Here is a 17,562-nt window from a genome sequence, read left to right on the forward strand (position 1 = left end):
TTTAGCGATCCAGTAGTGCCTGTATTTTTGTATCTACGGCATCGGCAGTGATGTCGCCCATAGTGTTACCGGCTGGCGGACGCAGTGCTATCTGGTTTTTTCCATAACCGCCAATTAACCCGGGGTCTGTCGGGCCATATAAAGTAATGTTAGGGCGGTCCAGTGCCGCGGCCAGGTGGCTAAGGCCCGTATCCACAGAAATAATGACTTTTGCACCGGCCAGCTCACGGGCAACTTCTGCCAGTGACAGTTTTGGCAAAACAGTGACCTGTTCTGAGCCGGTCGCCAGCCGTGCCGCACGCTGATATTCGGCCTCTGTGCCCCACGGCAGCTTGACGGTATAACCCTGCTGAGTAACGCGATGAATAAGCGCTTGCCAGTGTTCTTCCGGCCAGTGTTTATTATCACGAGTCGTGGAATGCAGAAAGACCATATATTTTCCGGCATCGTCCGGCAAATCATGAATAAAATGCCTGGCAATTGCGTAATCACCCTGCGTTACCGGCTTTTCATACCCCAGACTTTTGGCAAATAATTGCCGGGTACGTTCAACGGCATGCTGTTGCAGAGGTATGGAATGTCGTTTGTCATACCACCAGCAGGCGAATGGCTCGCGCACGCTACTTTTGTCGGCCCCGTGTTTGGTTCCGTGGGCCAGTCGGGTCACCAGCGCGGCGCTTTTGATAAGCCCCTGAGCATCAATAATCGCATCATACTCACGCAGTCGCAGACGTTGCTTGAAGCGAAAGCGTTCTTCCCGCTGTTGCGTTCCAAACCAGTGCTTACGCCAGCGTCTGATAGCGACCGGCAGTACCTGATCGACCGCAGGATGCCACCCCGGGATCTGGCTGAAATTTTCTTCGACGACCCAGTCAAAGCGGATGCCGGGAATAGCCTGCATGGCATCAGTTAATGCCGGGAGGGTATGGATCACATCTCCCATGGAAGATGTTTTAACAATCAGGACCTGCATTTATTCTCCTGCGGGGCTAAGTAATAAAGTCAGCTCATCCATAACACGTGCAGGTGTAATATCAATCAGACTCTGATGATAACCAAGGTCAGTGTCGCCTTTTCGGATTTTATGATAGCCAGTGATCAGACGGATCACCCGTGCTTTATCTGATAACGGAGGCGTAAAATCGGGGCTGCTGGGGCCATATAACGCGACCAGTGGCCGGTCAAGCGCCGCGGCAATGTGCATAAGCCCGGAATCATTACTGACAACCGCCGCGCATCTTGCCAGCAGCACCACCGCCTGTTCCAGGCTGGTTTTTCCGGCCAGATTATGGCAGCAGGCATTGTCATCGTCATCCAGACTGTGGCGGATATCTTCCCCGACATCGTGATCTTTTTCTGAACCGAACAGTACAACCCGGTAACCCCGGGCGATGAGTTTCTGAGCCAGCACAGCATAGTGATAATGTGGCCAGCGTTTCGCCGGGCCGAACTCAGCGCCGGGGCAAAAACCGACGACAGGCCGGTCACCCGGCAGGGAGAATAATCCAGCGGTCTCTGTTTTTTCTGATTCACTGACGGAAAGCTTTGGCCATAACAGCGGCTGAGGCAGGTCGGCTGCGGAGGCTATTGTCCCCGCGTCATACGCCAGTGCGACGTAGCGCTCTACCATCAGCGGAAAGTCCGTTTTATTCAGCGTTCTGGCATCGTTAAGTACGCCATAGCGCATTTCTCCGCGCCAGCCGGTGCGTGTTTTTATCCCCGCAAAGAAAGGAACCAATGCAGATTTAAACGAGTTAGGTAATACATAGGCCTGGTCATAATGACTGCTACGTAGTGATCGGCCAATCTGTCTCCTTTCCCCTAATGCCAGAGCGCCATGCCCGAGGGGCATCGCCAGAGCCTCATTCACTTCGGGCATTCTCGACAATAAAGGGCGACACCAGGCCGGAGCCATCACATCAATGATAGCCTCCGGATAGCGTGTCTTCAGTGTACGATAGAGACTTTGTGACATCATCATATCGCCAACCCATGAAGGGCCGATCACCAGTATTTTCATCGCGATAAGCTCTCTTAAGCTTTATGATTCAGCCAAGCCATATACTCTGTCACACCTTCAGCCACGGTTTTGAAAGGCTTATCATAGCCAGTCGACCGCAGGTTAGTGAGATCCGCCTGAGTATATTCCTGATAACGTCCTTTCAGCTTTTCCGGGAAAGGAATGTATTCCACTTCACCCTCACCGTGCCAGGCAAGCACAGCATCGGCAACGGCCTGGAAAGACTCTGCCCGGCCGGTACCGCAGTTATAAATACCTGAAACGTGGTTTTCCCAGCACCACAGGTTGACGGCCGCAACATCCTGAACATAGATAAAGTCACGCTGGAAGTTTTCGCTGCCGGCGAACAGTTTCGGGTTTTCACCCTGATTAATTTGAGTATTCAGGTGGAAGGCGACGCTGGCCATGCTGCCTTTATGCCCTTCGCGCGGACCATATACATTGAAATAACGGAAACCACAGACCGGTGATTCGGCTTCCGGCAGAATGCTGCGCACATAATGATCGAACAGCATTTTTGAGTAACCGTACACATTGAGTGGTGCTTCGTACTGACGCTCTTCTATAAAATTATCATTCCGGCCGCCGTAAGTTGCTGCAGAAGAGGCATACAGGAACGGGATCTGGCGTTCAAGACAGAAATGCAGCAGCTCTTTTGAGTACTGATAGTTATTATCCATCATGTACTTACCGTCCCACTCCGTCGTTGAGGAGCAGGCACCCTGATGGAAAATAGCGTCGATAGGGCCAAAATCGTCACCCGCCATCAAACTGACAAGGAATTCTTCCTTATCCATATAATCGCTGATATTCAGATCAGCCAGATTGACAAATTTTGTACCATCTTTCAGGTTATCTACGACCAGAATGTCGGTATATCCACGGTCATTTAGCGCTTTAACAATATTGCTGCCGATCATGCCGGCGCCACCAGTTACGATAATCATAAGCGTGCCTTTCAGTAAGGACGTAGAGTCCGGAGAAACAGGTTGATATGGCTGAATGATACCATTTCACGCGGAGTAAAGGCAGAGGCCGTCATACCGCGTAACGTATCCCGGCGCACGGTAAAACATTTTTCAGAATTGATGAGACAGAGAAAGGTAAGGTCGATATCCGGGAGGATGATCTTCAGCAGTCGGCAGGAATTACGGCACCCTTACCGGTGGTTGATAAGGGTGCCTGTTACTGCTTAAAAGAGCGCGCGAAGATCCCGGATAAACTGGCTGTTCTTCAGGCTGTTATAGATTATTGCAACCCCCTGAGACGGTTGTAACGGGGCTGATTTATGCGCAGTACGGCACTGTTGTGTCATCTCTGATACCGCCGGAGCCTGTTTTTTAGCTCCGGTGTGTGTTGTTTGTTTCAGAGCGGCTTCGCCCTGTGACGGTAACGGGTTTTCATTCAGTAACTGGCTGGGCCGGACCAGGGTGATATCCGGCGGAAGCGTTGCCAGCATCTGTTGTAAAACCCTTACTGTGGCCGGATGAGGGTGTCCGATAGCAATGGCTGAGCCATCGCGCCTGGCGAGTGCGATGGCACGTAAAAACTGTTTTCGGATATCTGCGTCGTTCTGTGTATCATCAAGGAAGACTTTCCGCTTCAGTACCCGGACATGAGTCCCTTTTGAGGCAGGGATCGACTGACTGTTACCGATAGTCATGCTGTCGAGAAAATAAAAGTTGTAGTGGTTGAGTACCTGCATCACTTTTATCATGCCTGGCAGGCTGGACGTCATTTTACTGCCCATATGGTTGTTCAGCCCGACGGCATAAGGAACGTTCTGTACAGCCCGCTTAATAATTTCGGCAATTTGGTCACTGCTCATGTCCGGAGTCAGGGTGTTTTTTTCCAGTGGCTGCTTGCTCAGAGGAGCCATGGGTAAATGGATCAGGACTTCATGTCCTGTCTGATGTGCTCTGATGGCCATTTGCCTGGCATGAGTGGCATCCGGCAACACGGCAACTGAGATGGCTGCCGGCATTTGCAATACTTGATTTTCTTCTTTAGGGCGATAGCCGAAGTCATCGATGACAATTGCCAGCTTACCGGCCAGCGCAGACTGACAAATCAGCATACCACCCAGAAAAGCGGCTATTTTCAGAGTCTGTGACACATTATTTCCCTAACCAGCTGAGAGGATTGACCGCCTGTCCCTGTCGACGTATTTCAAAATACAACGCAGAAACACCTTGCCCGCCACTGGTACCGACCAGCGCGATGGGTTGCCCTGCGCTGACTTGTTGACCGACATTCACCAGAGCGCTTTGGTTATAGCCATACAGCGTCATATCACCTTTACCATGTTCTATCACAATAACCAGCCCGTACCCCTGCAGCCAGTCAGCCATAATGACACGCCCGTCAGCAATTGCTCTGACATCGGAACCTTCAGGTGCGCCTATGACTAATCCTTTCCAGCGTAGTTCACCTTGTAATGTTTCACCAAACCGGTGTAACAGTTTGCCCCGTACCGGCCACGGATACTGGCCGGCAGGTCGTCCCAGTCCTCCCGTGCGGGCCATTAGCTCACGCTCACCGGTGGTCGGCTGGTAACTGGACCCGGACGCTTTGGCCTGAGCCTGACGCTGGCGAACCTGTTCTGCTTCCCGTGCCTCCTGCTCGGCGCGGGCTTTCGCTATCTGTTCTGCTCTGGCAATTTTTGCCTGCAGGCGGCTTTCGTTCTGGCGCATTTCCACCAGATCCGCCTGATCTTTTTCCAGCGAGGATTCCAGAATCGTCAGTGTGCGCTGACGCGCGCTTCTGGCCTGCTCCAGCCTGACCTGCTGGGCCTGATGTTGTCGGAGTAATTGTTGCTGTTGCTGCTGTTTCTGTTCCAGCACGCTTTTTTTCTCTGCCAGATCGGCCCGGGTCTGTTTCAGGTCAGTGATATTTTGCTGACGGGCCTGATTGAGATACGTGAAATACGTCAGAATACGGTCATCACGTTGTCCTGCCTCACCACTGAGCAGCAGTTCGAGACCGCTGTGCTGCCCCTGCCGGAATGCAGCGTCCAGCTGCTGAGCCAGCAGATCTTCTTCGCGGTTTTGCTTATCTTGTAACGTGGCAATATTGCGGGCCAGGTCGCCGATATCACGGTTGATCCCGTCGAGCGTCAGTTGGGTCTGCCGTAATTGCCGGCTCGCCTGAGCGATGACTTTTTCCTGGCTTTGCAGTTGATCCAGTAAATTACTGCGCTGAATTTTCTGAGTCCGGACATGTTTTTCCTTATCAGCAATATCCTGTCGGATAGAGTTCAGCTGTGCCTTACTATCGTCGGCCGTCTGGCCTGGAAAAGGAAAGCAAACGATGCCCGCATAAAGCAGGCTCATGACCAGCGGCAGCAGTTTCCGGGGCAACGTTTGTTGGCAGGATCCTGTTTCTGGCGAAATGCGGATTTCAGGCTTTTTTTTCGTCATAAGGAGACGATTATTTCACGATGCCTGACGCCTTACCAGCGTCGCCGGAGGGATTTAGTGTTTGTATCCGCTCATTAATGGCATAATCAGACAACAGGTAAGGGTTGAGCGCTGAATTGCAGGATTTATCGGCCAGGTCTCACATAAATTGAACCTTCGATGGTGTTAGTGTCTGTACATGGCAGGCTGCACAGGTATACTCAGAACCCTTATATTATCTAAATTTTGTCCGGTCTGGAGTTGTTACCCCTCATGCAAGATATTATGGAATTTGCACACAATCACCTGGTGCTTTGCCTCGCCTGGGTTGTCTTATTAGTCCTGGTGATTGTTACTACCTTTAAGGGGCTGTTTTCAAAAGTTAAAACCATCAGTCGTGGTGAAGCGACGCATCTTATCAATAAGGCCAATGCAGTGGTGGTTGATGTGCGTTCACGTGATGACTTCCGCAGAGGTCACATTTCCGGTGCGGTGAACCTGGCCGCGGCTGAGGTGAAAAAAGGCAATCTGACTGAAATCGAAAAATTTAAAGATCAGCCAGTGATTGTTGCCTGTGCTACCGGACAGTCTGCCGGTGAGGCCGCAGCGCAGTTGAGTGCTGCCGGTTTTACTCAGGTTTCGGTATTGAAAGAAGGGATCAGTGGCTGGAATGGTGAAAACCTGCCGCTTGTTCGTGGAAAATAATGTCGCAGAGGTACTGACAATGGCAATAATCGATATTTACACTAAGCAGACCTGCCCGTTCTGCCACCGTGCAAAAGCACTGTTAGAGAAGAAAGGGGCTGCATTTAATGAGATCCCTATTGATGGTGATGCCGAAAAACGCGCCGGAATGATCGAGCGCAGCGGGCGAACCACAGTACCTCAGATTTTCATTAACGGAACACATATTGGCGGTTGTGATGACCTGTATGCCCTTGAGGCTGAACAGGGTCTGGACCCTTTATTACAAGCCTGATTTCCGGGCGGGACTACTTTCAACTTAACAGGACCAAGTACCATGTCAGAACAAAATAACAGTGAAATGACTTTCCAGATCCAGCGTGTCTACACTAAAGACATCTCTTTCGAAGCGCCAAATGCACCGCAGGTTTTCCAGAAAGAGTGGGAACCTGAAGTTAAACTGGACCTGGATACAGCATCCTCACAACTGGCTGACGGTATTTTTGAAGTCGTATTACGCGTCACCGTGACGGCGACAGTGGGTGAAGAAACTGCTTTCCTGTGTGAAGTACAGCAGGCGGGTATTTTCACTATCTCCGGCATTGAAGGAACTCAGATGGCACATTGCCTGGGTGCCTATTGCCCGAACATCCTGTTCCCTTATGCGCGCGAGTGCATTTCAGGTCTGGTGTCCCGTGGTACGTTCCCACAGCTGAACCTGGCACCGGTAAACTTTGATGCATTATTCATGAACTACCTGCAGGAACAGGAAGGTAGCGCTCCGCAGGAAGCCTGATGAATAGTCGTAGTGATTCTGTCAGTGTTATCGGTGCCGGTTCCTACGGCACCGCTCTGGCCATTACGCTGGCGCGTAATGGCCATCCGGTCGTTTTGTGGGGGCATAACCCGCACCATCTTGAACGTCTGCAGGCCGACCGTTGTAATACGGAATTTCTGCCGGATGTGACTTTCCCCGACAATCTGCTGATTGAGCCTTCTCTGGAAAAAGCGGTGGCGGCCAGCCAGGACATTCTGGTTGTGGTTCCCAGCCATGTCTTTGGTCAGGTGCTGAAGCAGATCCAGCCTTTGCTGGAAGCCGATTCCCGTCTGGTCTGGGCAACAAAAGGGCTGGAAAGTGAAACCGGAAGATTACTGCAGGATGTGGCGCGAGATATTCTCGGCCCGGCGATCCCGCTGGCTGTCATTTCCGGACCGACCTTTGCCCGGGAACTTGCCGCGGGGATGCCGACGGCTATAGCTCTGGCGTCTGCCAGTCCGGAATTTTCTGAAGCGTTACAACAGAAGTTGCATTGCGGAAAAAGCTTTCGTGTGTACAGCAACCATGACCTGGTCGGTGTACAACTGGGCGGTGCCGTGAAAAATGTGATTGCTATCGGGGCCGGAATCTCTGATGGTATAGGCTTCGGGGCGAATGCCCGAACGGCCTTAATCACTCGCGGACTGGCCGAGATGAGCCGCTTAGGTGTGGCGCTCGGGGCAGACCCGACCACATTTATGGGAATGGCCGGACTGGGCGATTTGGTACTGACCTGTACGGACAATCAGTCGCGTAACCGGCGTTTTGGTATGTTACTGGGCCAGGGGAACAGCGTCGATGTGGCAGAGAAAAGTATCGGCCAGGTTGTCGAAGGTTACCGAAATACTAAAGAAGTCAGAATACTGGCAGCCCGTACGGGGGTTGAAATGCCCATTACCGAGCAAATCTATCAGGTGCTGTATTGCGGGAAATCTGCCAGAGAGGCAGCCCTGTCTTTATTAGGCCGTGAAAGAAAAGATGAGAAAGAGGCGCTCTGAGCAACGCGCTGAATAGTATTCCATCACTAAGTCTTTAAGCGCCTGTCCGGGCGCTTTTTTATCGGGAGTTTAACGATGTCGTCTGAAGAGTTAGCGCAAATCTGGGAAAGCATTATTACGGAAGCCAGGAGTCTGGCGGAAGGTGAACCTATGCTTGCCAGTTTTTTTCATGCGACACTGCTTAAACACGAAAATCTGGGCAGTGCCCTGAGCTATTTGCTGGCCAATAAACTGGCTAATCCTATTATGCCGGCCATTGCTGTCAGAGAAATTGTCGAAGAAGCTTACCGTAAAGACCCGTCAATGATCTTCTCTGCCGCCCGGGATGTCACCGCGGTTCGTCAGCGTGACCCGGCCGTGGATAAATACTCTACTCCGTTATTGTATCTGAAGGGGTTCCATGCGCTCCAGGCTTACCGTATCGGTAACTGGCTATGGAAAGAGGGACGTCGATCGCTGGCTGTTTATCTGCAGAATGAAATTTCCGTCTCATTCGGGGTGGATATTCATCCCGCAGCGACTATCGGGTGCGGCATCATGCTGGATCATGCCACCGGTATTGTGGTCGGGGAAACGGCGATTATCGAAAATGATGTTTCCATTCTGCAATCTGTCACTCTTGGCGGAACCGGAAAAACCTGTGGTGATCGTCACCCTAAAATCCGCGAAGGGGTGATGATTGGTGCAGGGGCAAAAGTTCTGGGTAACATCGACGTCGGGCGGGGGGCGAAAATCGGTGCAGGTTCAGTCGTTCTGCAACCGGTACCGCCTCATACGACGGTGGCTGGGGTGCCGGCAAGGATCGTTGGCAGGCCCGCCAGTGAAAAACCAGCCATGGATATGGATCAGCATTTCAATGGCACTATCCCGGGGTTTGAATTCGGGGATGGTATCTGAATCCGGCGCATGCGGCGCCGGCTTTATTTACGCTTTAACCAGCGCCCCGGCATAGTCCAGCTGTCGCCAGGCCTCATAAACCACAACAGCCACTGAGTTTGATAAATTCATACTCCGGCTTTGCGGTACCATCGGGATACGTATTTTCTGCATCGCAGGTATACTTTCCAGTATTTCCGCAGGTAAACCACGGCTTTCCGGGCCAAACATCAGATAGTCACCTGCCTGCCATGCCACAGCACTATGGGCCGGAGTGCCTTTGGTGGTAAGCGCGAACAAGCGGGCAGGGTGTTCACTGTCGAGAAAGGCCTGATAATTTGCATGACGGCGGATAGCCGTAAATTCATGGTAGTCCAGGCCGGCACGACGCAGGCGTTTATCATCCCAGGTAAATCCGAGGGGTTCAATTAAGTGCAATGAGAAACCGGTATTCGCACACAGACGAATGATATTACCGGTATTCGGTGGAATTTCTGGCTCAAATAAGACGATATTAATCATAAAGGGCTCCCGCTCACGAGAGCCGCAGAATAACAAATTATTCGCGTACAGAGTATAACGGTAGCCAGATAGTCAGACGTAATCCGCCTAACGGACTGTCATCCGCTTTAACCCAGCCGTTATGCTGCTGCAATGCAGTATCGACAATTGCCAGTCCCAGACCTGTACCTCCGGATTCCCGATCTCTGGCTTCATCCGTACGATAAAACGGCCTGAATATTTGTTCTCTGTCCTCAGGACTTACGCCTGGCCCGTCGTCGTCCACATGGATAGTGATACCGGAACGGTCAACAGAGAACTCCACACTGATGTGTGAATGCGAATAACGCAACGCATTACGGATAATATTTTCCAGCGCACTCTCCAGGGCGTGAGGGTTGCCGTACAACGGCCATGGTCCTGGCGGATAGGGGATATCCATCTTTTTCCCCATTTGTTCCGCTTCAAACTGAGCGTCTTCCAGCACCCCGTTCCATAGCTGACTGGCTTTCATCGCTTCGCTGACCAGTGCATTGTTGTGCTGGGTACGGGAAAGCACTAATAAATCATTGATCATACCGTCCAGACGCTGGGCTTCTGTTTCAATCCGGGCAAGTTCCTTGCTCTCACCCGACCGACGGCGCAGGAGTGCGGTGGCCAGTTGCAGGCGTGTCAGCGGCGTTCTCAGCTCATGGCTGATGTCCGACAGTAATCGCTGCTGGGCCGTCATCATACGTTCAAGTGCACTGATCATCTGGTTAAAACTGGCGCCTGCGGCCAGGAACTCCTGAGGCCCTGATTCCAGTTCCGGGTGTTGCCTCAGGTTGCCCATGGCGACTTCGTCTGCGGCATACTTTAGTTTTCGGGCGGGTTTCGCCAGGCTCCATGCCAGCCATAACAGAAGCGGTGCACTGATCAGCATGGTAACAATCAGCAGCAACAGAGGCCGGTCAAACAGAAGGTTAATAAAGTCCAGCTGAGAACTGGTGGCCGGGCGAACCATATAGAGCTGGTAATTATCTTCACCATCCTGGACCGAAAAAGGCCCCACCATTTCTATACGGCCATAGGTTTTCTTTTGCGGATGATCAGCATTATCGGACTGGCCTATAAAATTACGGATAATCTGCATTTCATTGTGGCGGGCACCAATAACCCGACCTTCAGAGGTGACCAGCAGAAGGTGCTGGCCCGGCGGGGCCCATTTATCGATAGCCCGATAGAGCCTGCGCCACCACATAAGATCATTGGGTGGGTCCTGTGCCAATTCTGCTTCCACATGCTGCTCAATCATCACTCCCTGGCGCTGTTCGCTTTCAAGGAGGGATGTCATTTGCCGTGAGTCGAGTTTCGGCAGCATAAGAACCAGCATCAACACTAATGCCAGTGTTAACCAGAATATAGCGAAGATGCGGGTAGTTAAGCTGCTGATCATGAAGCGGATACCATCAGGTAGCCTCTTCCGCGCAGGGTTTTAAACCACGGATGACCGTCCAGACGTTCCGGAAGCTTACGCCGCAGGTTCGAGATATGCATATCAATGGCCCGGTCAAAAGGCGTCAGGCGTTTACCCAGCACTTCCTGGCTCAGATGCTCCCTGGAGACTACCTGGCCCAGGTGCTGCGCCAGTAAGTAAAGCAGTGTGAATTCAGTCCCTGTCAGTTCCAGCACCTCTTCACCAAAGCTCGCTTCCTGACGGCCAGGATTAAGTTTCAGCTGATCGACCTGTAATGCCGGAGAGGCGTTATCGGTATGTTGCTGCTCACTCCAGTTTGAACGGCGTAAAATAGCGCGGATCCTGGCCACCAGTTCACGGTCATTAAACGGTTTCGGTAAATAGTCATCTGCCCCCAGTTCCAGGCCCAGAACTCTGTCCAGCTCGCTGCCGCGGGCTGTCAGCATAATCACCGGGGTCTGGTGCTGCTGGCGGAGTTCTTTTAAGGTATCAATACCATTTTTCCGTGGCATCATGACATCCAGTAACAGCAGGTCAATGGAGTTATCCAGCAGAGACAGAGCCTTCTCGCCGTCATCCGCCACTATGATTTCAAAGCCTTCCATCTCGAGCAGCTCTTTTAATAAAGACGTCAGCTCACGATCATCATCAACCAGCAAAATTTTATTCATTATGGTTTCCTCCGCAGGAAAAATACCGTGTTCCATGGATGTCAGGTTGTCACTTTACGTAGTTTTACACCCCCTGACGGATGTTTGCAGCCACTCGATTACACTGGCTCTCGTTGGGTTGAGAAACGCCAGTTCATCTCCGGAGTCAAGGATGCGCCAACTTATTTTCGCCGCACTTTCGTCACTGGTTATTGCAGGTTACGCATCTGCACAAGACGAGCTGAAGGATCCGGCACCGTTCATGACGATGACTGCTGAGAGTATGACTGCTGATAGTATGGCGCAGAATCTTCAAAATCATATGTTTGATGGTATCGAATTAACAGAACAGCAGCGTCAGCAAATGCGGGACTTAATGTTTCAGGCCCGCCAGATGCAGCCGGAACTGTTTCTCAGCGAGATGATTCAGCAGTACCGCTTAGTGACTGCGCCCTATTTTGATGAAGCCGCAGTGCGTACGCAGGCCGAAAAAATGGCACAGAGATACGTGAGCGAGCAGGTAGAAATGGCCCGGGTTCGCCACCAGATGTTTACTTTGCTGACCCGCGGGCAGCAGGCTACCGTGCAAAAGAATTTTGAGTTACGCATTGATGATATGCGTGACGCCAGCCAGTTACCGTAACCAGCCGCGCTGATTACCGTAAAGCAGTACCAACAGTATGCCATACCCTTTTCCTTGCCATAGACACCATCCCTGTCTTCCCCCTCAGTCATGAGGGGTTTTTTTTGTCAGGTACTTAGAAAAAACCCCTTATAAATCAGACCTCCTTGCAACAGCCATAAGCAGTTACAAGAAGGATATAGCGTTACGGGTGTAGACAAGATGTAGACAACGTCGCGGGGTCTTCAACAGGTGTTGTTCAGTTCAGGTATGGTGCTTTTTGTTGAGTCGGTGACGCATGTAAAATCCCCCGATCAGTGCGCCGGTTATAACAGTCAGGGGAGCACCTATAACGAATAATGCCGTATTCTGATTCATTTCATCATTACTGAGTACGGGACCGTTAATTAACAGAGCGAGTCTGGGAAAACAGGCTACAAACGCCAGCAGGAACAGCATCCCTCCGATGAATGCTGATATGCTTATTTTTAACGCCTTCATCGCACTTTCCAAAACCAGATTTCTCTGGAGTTAAAAAAATCGCTGGCGACTCCTTCCACATGAAAACCCCATTGGATACGGAACCAGGTGAATCTTGCTGTCAGTCGTTCGCCGTTCCACAGGTCGATGTGATCGCCGGTGCGGTTAGCAAATATCTCATTTCCACGCCTCCAGAAATCTTTAAAGAATATGATCCCTCTCTCATTTCTCAAAACAGACTCAAAATTTTTAACTGTCACTTTTACCCAAGGGGCCATGCCATTGAACGGGCTAATCCGCAGGGCGTTAGCCAGTTCTTCAGCCCGCAATATATGTCCCTCTTTTTTGGGGTGATGCCAGCAGAACGCAGCTTTTAGTTTGGTAACATCGCAGCCACAACGGGCCAGTGCCGTACCCAGGCGGATAGCGCATTGATCATCAAAAGCTTTGAGGCCGTTAGGCAGGCGGCAAGGGTTTGCATCACCTTTAATTTCAGGATGGGCGTTCCATAAAGATTCAAACGATAAAGCCATAACGCAACTCCTGTAACGTTAAGTGTTTAGAGATCACGTATTAGCACAAAGTTTAAGCAAAAGAAAATCCCCGGCTCGCTGGGGATTTTTTCGAAGTGTAGTCAATATGTAGACGATTTATGGAACAAATCCTTTTATTCCATTTGGTTACATACTGGGTTTCTTCACCATCCCTGTCTTCCCCCTCAGTCATGAGGTTTTTTTTGTCCGTAATTTACTGACGGCTGAAGAGACTTGCCCGACGCATGGCGTGATGTACAGAATACCGGATAAGAAATCATGAGATGAAAAAAACCGTTTTTTCATCTGCAACCCTTGTTACACTGATAAAAAGTGAGCAGCAACAGGGAGGTATCTCTGCTTTCTGTCAGCGGATTACCCCGGCAGAAGCCGTTGCAGCCATTTACACAGTTCACTGTTTCTTGATGTCCAAACGTTCAGGAAGGTTTATGGTGAGTTCTTATGCCAGACTGGTGACGTCGGCAGCTATTGCTGCGACGGTGCTTGCGTGTGTGCTTCTGGTGGTTAAAACGATAGCCTGGTGGTATACCGGCTCGGTCAGTGTATTAGCGGCACTGGTCGATTCGCTGGTGGATGTTGCCGCGTCATTAACCAGTTTATTAGTTGTGCGTTACTCCTTACAGCCGGCGGATGATGACCATGCTTTTGGTCATGGTAAGGCCGAGTCTCTGGCGGCGCTTGCTCAAAGTATGTTTATCAGCGGGTCGGCGTTATTTTTATTTCTGACCAGTATTCAGCATCTCATCACACCCGGTCAGCTCAGAGCTCCGGTGATCGGGGTTGTCGTCGCGGTCTGCGCGCTGGCCTCCACCCTGATGCTGGTGCTGTTTCAGCGCTGGGTGGTCAGTAAAACCCAAAGTCAGGCTATCCGCGCCGATATGCTGCATTACCAGTCCGATGTCATGATGAACGGAGCGATTGCTCTGGCGCTGATCCTTAGCTGGCATGGTTTTTCCTATGCTGATGCTCTGTTTGCTTTCGGGATCGGTATCTATATCCTGATCGCTGCGATACGGATGGGATATGAAGCCGTTCAGTCTTTACTGGACAGGGCTCTGCCTGAAGACGATCGCCAGCAGATTATCAGGATAGTGTCCCAATGGCCGGGAGTCTGTGGCGCACATGATTTCCGAAGCCGGCAGTCAGGTGCCACGAAATTTATTCAGCTTCACCTTGAGATGGCCGATGATTTGCCGTTGAGAGTTGCCCATGATAGGGCCGATGCGCTCGAAAAAGCCCTGAAAAACCTTTTCCCGGGGGCTGATGTAATCATCCATCAGGATCCATCATCTTCAGTGATTGATGAAAAACGAGGCAGGTTTATTATTTAGCATAAATATCAAAATGTTAAATTTTGCAGCGGCCCGGAGAAACGTTATTATTGTGACGTCATCGCGTTGAGTGACCTGAATCAATCCGGTTATAAATGTTTGGTATATGATAGAACGGAATGAATTCTAATTTTCGGCGCTGACACAGATAATGGTCGCGTTGAGTGAAAAGATTAACCCTTAGTTTCAGACTATCCAGAGGTTGTCATGATCAAAAAAATCGGTGTATTGACCAGTGGCGGGGATTCCCCTGGCATGAATGCAGCTATCCGCGGTGTGGTCCGCGCCGGATTAGGAGAAGGGCTGGAAGTTTTTGGGATCTATGATGGCTACCTCGGATTGTATGAAGACAGGATGGTCAGCCTTGATCGCTATAGTGTCTCAGATTTGATTAACCATGGCGGGACGTTTCTGGGATCAGCGCGTTTTCCTGAATTCCGTGAAGAAGCGACACGTCTGATCGCCATGGAAAATATGAAGAAACGCGGGCTGGACGCGCTGGTGGTGATCGGTGGTGATGGTTCTTACATGGGGGCTAAACGGCTGACCGAGATGGGCTTCCCCTGCATTGGCTTACCGGGCACTATCGATAACGATGTGGCAGGCACAGATTATACCATCGGTTATCATACGGCTCTCGAAACCGTGGTTGAAGCTATAGACCGTTTACGGGATACCTCTTCGTCGCATCAGCGCATTTCTATTGTTGAGGTCATGGGTCGGCATTGTGGTGATTTAACTCTGGCGGCTGCGATTGCCGGAGGCTGTGAATTTTTTGTGATGCCGGAAATCCCGTATACCCGTGAAGAATTAGTGGCTGAAATTAATGCCGGTATTGCGAAAGGTAAGAAACATGCCATCGTTGCCATCACTGAACTTATCTGTGATGTCGGTGAGCTGGCACGCTATATCGAAAAAGAGACCGGCCGGGAAACCCGTGCGACGGTGCTGGGCCATATTCAGCGTGGCGGATCCCCCTGTGCTTACGACAGGATTCTGGCTTCGCGTATGGGGACTTATGCGATCGATCTGCTATTGCAGGGCTATGGCGGCCGTTGCGTCGGTGTGCAGAACGAGAAAATGGTTCATCACGATATTATCGATGCCATTGAGAACATGAAGCGTCCTTTCCGCAAGGATGTGCTCGAAACCGCCAAGAGATTGTATTAATTCAATAAGCTGCCGGCAGTTTTCTGCCGGCACGCATCTTTTATTCATTTGAGATATAAAAACGACTTTTTAGTTCTTTAAGTTATTTTTCCGGTTATGCCACCCTGTATCTATATAACCAGGGGGGCTAAAAATGAAGAAGTGGCATATTGGTCTGGCATTACTGATGGTTTCCGGAAGTACGCTGGCAAAAGATTATCAGTTGCTTAATGTCTCTTATGATCCTACCAGAGAATTTTATGAGCAATATAACAAAGCGTTCAGTGCTCACTATAAGCAGGAAACTGGCGATAATGTGATTATTCGTCAGTCACATGGTGGTTCCGGCAAACAGGCTGTATCGGTGATTAATGGTATCAGAGCCGATGTGGTGACTCTGGCACTGCAATCAGATGTGGACGCCATCGCCAATAGCGGCCGTATTAATAAAAACTGGATTACACGCCTTCCTGACAACTCAGCACCTTACACCTCAACAATTGTTTTCCTTGTCCGCAAGGGGAATCCGAAGCATATCCATGACTGGAATGATTTGATTAAGCCTGGTATTGCCGTTATTACTCCGAACCCGAAAACGTCCGGGGGGGCGCGCTGGAACTACCTGGCCGCCTGGGGCTATGCACTTGATCATAATCACGGGGATCAGCAGAAAGCCCAGGCGTTCGTTAAAGCGTTATATAAAAATGTTCAGGTTCAGGATTCCGGTGCCCGTGGTGCGACCAATACCTTCGCAGAACGCGGAATAGGGGATGTCCTGATCGCCTGGGAAAATGAAGCTTACCTGGCAAAGAATAAGCTGAAAGACCAGGATTTTGAAATTATCACCCCGAGCGAATCTATTCTTGCAGAGCCGACTGTCGCTGTTGTCGACAAAGTGGTTGATGAGCGTGGTACCCGTAAAGTTGCGGAAGCTTATCTGAAATATCTGTACTCCAAAGAAGGGCAGACGATTGCTGCCGAAAATTATTATCGTCCGCGTGATCCTCAGGTAGCGAAAGAGTTCGCATCACAGTTCAAGCCGATTAAGCTCTTTACGGTCGATGATAAATTTGGTGGCTGGCAGCAGGCTCAGAAGACACACTTCAGTGATGGCGGGACTTATGACCAGATCATGAAACAGTAACTATCACGGTAAGTGACTTTCCCCCTGATTGACGTAACATAGAGGCTCGATTAATCAGGGGGATAATGGAGATGAGTGTTTTTACTGGCAGAAAAAAACAATGGCTGAGCATCGCTATTGTAACTTTATTGGTTTTACTGACGGCTCTCTTTTTCCTGCACCGCAGAGTTCAGGATCACTCCGGGGTGCTATGGAAATTTGTCAGCCAGCAGTGTGTCCCGGATATGGAAAAAAATAATAATCCGGCACCTTGTAAAAAGGTGGATATGGCCGGAGGGTATGTGCTGTTTAAGGATCTTGTCGGTCCATTGCAATATCTGCTGATGCCGGTTAACAGGATCAACGGTATCGAAAGCCCGCTGTTACTGCAACCAGAGACACCTCACTTCTTCCTCGCCGCCTGGCGGGAACGCCATCTGCTGTCAGAAACCTATCATGCGCCTATCCCTGACGATGACCTGGCAATGACCATTAACTCTGCCTCCGGAAGATCGCAGAATCAGTTACATATTCATATGTCCTGCCTGCGTCCGGATATTGCCGCACAGTTAGCGAAATCATCATCCGGTTTCGGCCCTGAATGGCAGAAAATTACTCTGCTGTCACACCCGTATCAGGTCCGGACACTGAGCCAACAGGAGCTGGAGCAGGAAAGCGTCTTTATTCGTGTAGCGCATGAAATTCCCGGAGCATCGGGGCATATGGGTGATTACGGGCTTGCGCTGACGGCATTACCTGATGGTCGGTTAGTGTTACTGGCAGTGAAAGCAGCATTACTGAAAGGGAATACCGGGTCTGCTGAAGAGCTGCAGGATCATCAATGTTCGATACTGAAAACGGTTAGCGGTGCCTGAGGCACCGCTGTACTTTTCCGTTGCCGGA

19 protein-coding genes are annotated in these 17,562 nt (G+C 50.7%); 10 read left to right on the forward strand and 9 right to left on the reverse strand.

Annotated elements, in window-relative coordinates; all coding sequences use genetic code 11:
* Nucleotide 1: 1 nt before the first annotated feature.
* The 5 genes from rfaC to envC form a co-directional block, all read right to left on the reverse strand.
* On the reverse strand, nt 2-973 hold the full coding sequence (gene rfaC / locus GTPT_RS03080) for a lipopolysaccharide heptosyltransferase RfaC (protein ID WP_029991683.1): 972 nt from the start codon (nt 971-973) through the stop codon (nt 2-4).
* Complete coding sequence (gene rfaF, locus GTPT_RS03085) at nt 974-2,020, reverse strand: ADP-heptose--LPS heptosyltransferase RfaF (RefSeq protein WP_025902408.1); 1,047 nt, start codon at nt 2,018-2,020, stop codon at nt 974-976.
* 14 nt (nt 2,021-2,034) lie between these two features.
* Nucleotides 2,035-2,967: an ADP-glyceromanno-heptose 6-epimerase gene (gene rfaD, locus GTPT_RS03090; RefSeq protein ID WP_025902407.1), complete on the reverse strand. Its 933-nt coding sequence runs from the start codon at nt 2,965-2,967 to the stop codon at nt 2,035-2,037.
* A gap of 245 nt (nt 2,968-3,212) precedes the next feature.
* Nucleotides 3,213-4,097 (reverse strand): divergent polysaccharide deacetylase family protein, encoded by an 885-nt coding sequence (locus GTPT_RS03095; RefSeq protein ID WP_241964931.1) that lies wholly within the window; start codon nt 4,095-4,097, stop codon nt 3,213-3,215.
* Between the two features lie 40 nt (nt 4,098-4,137).
* Nucleotides 4,138-5,439 (reverse strand): murein hydrolase activator EnvC, encoded by a 1,302-nt coding sequence (gene envC / locus GTPT_RS03100; RefSeq protein WP_051170962.1) that lies wholly within the window; start codon nt 5,437-5,439, stop codon nt 4,138-4,140.
* 252 nt (nt 5,440-5,691) lie between these two features.
* On the opposite strand from envC, the gene GTPT_RS03105 reads away from it, so the two are divergent.
* From GTPT_RS03105 to cysE, 5 genes are all read left to right on the forward strand, one after another.
* A complete protein-coding gene (locus GTPT_RS03105) occupies nt 5,692-6,123 on the forward strand; it encodes a rhodanese-like domain-containing protein (RefSeq protein ID WP_025902404.1) in 432 nt (143 codons plus the stop codon).
* A 19-nt stretch (nt 6,124-6,142) separates the two neighbouring features.
* Entirely contained in the window at nt 6,143-6,397 is a 255-nt protein-coding gene (gene grxC, locus GTPT_RS03110; protein ID WP_025902403.1) for a glutaredoxin 3, read from the forward strand.
* Nucleotides 6,398-6,439: 42 nt separating this feature from the next.
* Nucleotides 6,440-6,898: a protein-export chaperone SecB gene (gene secB / locus GTPT_RS03115; protein WP_025902402.1), complete on the forward strand. Its 459-nt coding sequence runs from the start codon at nt 6,440-6,442 to the stop codon at nt 6,896-6,898.
* Nucleotides 6,898-7,917: an NAD(P)H-dependent glycerol-3-phosphate dehydrogenase gene (gpsA, locus tag GTPT_RS03120; protein WP_025902401.1), complete on the forward strand. Its 1,020-nt coding sequence runs from the start codon at nt 6,898-6,900 to the stop codon at nt 7,915-7,917. The genes secB and gpsA overlap by 1 nt, the downstream gene beginning before the upstream one ends.
* Before the next feature lie 75 nt (nt 7,918-7,992).
* Nucleotides 7,993-8,814, forward strand: a complete 822-nt coding sequence (cysE, locus tag GTPT_RS03125) for a serine O-acetyltransferase (protein WP_025902400.1) — start codon at nt 7,993-7,995, stop codon at nt 8,812-8,814.
* A 27-nt stretch (nt 8,815-8,841) separates the two neighbouring features.
* Here the strand turns inward: cysE and trmL are convergent, their stop codons facing one another.
* Genes trmL through cpxR form a run of 3 tightly spaced genes read right to left on the reverse strand, consistent with a single transcriptional unit; the run spans nt 8,842 to nt 11,421 of the window.
* On the reverse strand, nt 8,842-9,315 hold the full coding sequence (gene trmL / locus GTPT_RS03130) for a tRNA (uridine(34)/cytosine(34)/5-carboxymethylaminomethyluridine(34)-2'-O)-methyltransferase TrmL (protein ID WP_025902399.1): 474 nt from the start codon (nt 9,313-9,315) through the stop codon (nt 8,842-8,844).
* Between the two features lie 37 nt (nt 9,316-9,352).
* On the reverse strand, nt 9,353-10,729 hold the full coding sequence (gene cpxA, locus GTPT_RS03135; protein WP_025902398.1) for an envelope stress sensor histidine kinase CpxA: 1,377 nt from the start codon (nt 10,727-10,729) through the stop codon (nt 9,353-9,355).
* Nucleotides 10,726-11,421, reverse strand: coding sequence for an envelope stress response regulator transcription factor CpxR (gene cpxR, locus GTPT_RS03140; protein ID WP_025902397.1), 696 nt, complete (start codon nt 11,419-11,421; stop codon nt 10,726-10,728). The genes cpxA and cpxR overlap by 4 nt, the downstream gene beginning before the upstream one ends.
* A gap of 151 nt (nt 11,422-11,572) precedes the next feature.
* Between cpxR and GTPT_RS03145 the strand changes: the two genes are divergently transcribed.
* Complete coding sequence (locus tag GTPT_RS03145; RefSeq protein ID WP_029991686.1) at nt 11,573-12,043, forward strand: Spy/CpxP family protein refolding chaperone; 471 nt, start codon at nt 11,573-11,575, stop codon at nt 12,041-12,043.
* Nucleotides 12,044-12,519: 476 nt separating this feature from the next.
* Here GTPT_RS03145 and GTPT_RS03155 read toward each other — a convergent pair whose 3' ends face one another.
* Nucleotides 12,520-13,035, reverse strand: coding sequence for a T6SS effector amidase Tae4 family protein (locus GTPT_RS03155; protein ID WP_029991687.1), 516 nt, complete (start codon nt 13,033-13,035; stop codon nt 12,520-12,522).
* Nucleotides 13,036-13,484: 449 nt separating this feature from the next.
* Between GTPT_RS03155 and fieF the strand changes: the two genes are divergently transcribed.
* The 4 genes from fieF (at nt 13,485) to GTPT_RS03175 (ending at nt 17,534) form a co-directional block, all read left to right on the forward strand.
* The gene (fieF, locus tag GTPT_RS03160; RefSeq protein WP_025902393.1) at nt 13,485-14,387 is read left to right on the forward strand and encodes a CDF family cation-efflux transporter FieF; all 903 of its coding nucleotides are present in this window, start codon (nt 13,485-13,487) and stop codon (nt 14,385-14,387) included.
* A gap of 207 nt (nt 14,388-14,594) precedes the next feature.
* Nucleotides 14,595-15,557 (forward strand): 6-phosphofructokinase, encoded by a 963-nt coding sequence (gene pfkA, locus GTPT_RS03165; protein WP_025902392.1) that lies wholly within the window; start codon nt 14,595-14,597, stop codon nt 15,555-15,557.
* A gap of 133 nt (nt 15,558-15,690) precedes the next feature.
* Complete coding sequence (locus GTPT_RS03170) at nt 15,691-16,680, forward strand: sulfate ABC transporter substrate-binding protein (protein ID WP_025902391.1); 990 nt, start codon at nt 15,691-15,693, stop codon at nt 16,678-16,680.
* 71 nt (nt 16,681-16,751) lie between these two features.
* Nucleotides 16,752-17,534, forward strand: a complete 783-nt coding sequence (locus tag GTPT_RS03175; protein WP_051170970.1) for a CDP-diacylglycerol diphosphatase — start codon at nt 16,752-16,754, stop codon at nt 17,532-17,534.
* The last annotated feature ends 28 nt before the right edge of the window (nt 17,535-17,562 follow it).

The organism is Tatumella ptyseos ATCC 33301, assembly GCF_000735525.1.
Lineage (GTDB): Bacteria > Pseudomonadota > Gammaproteobacteria > Enterobacterales > Enterobacteriaceae > Tatumella > Tatumella ptyseos.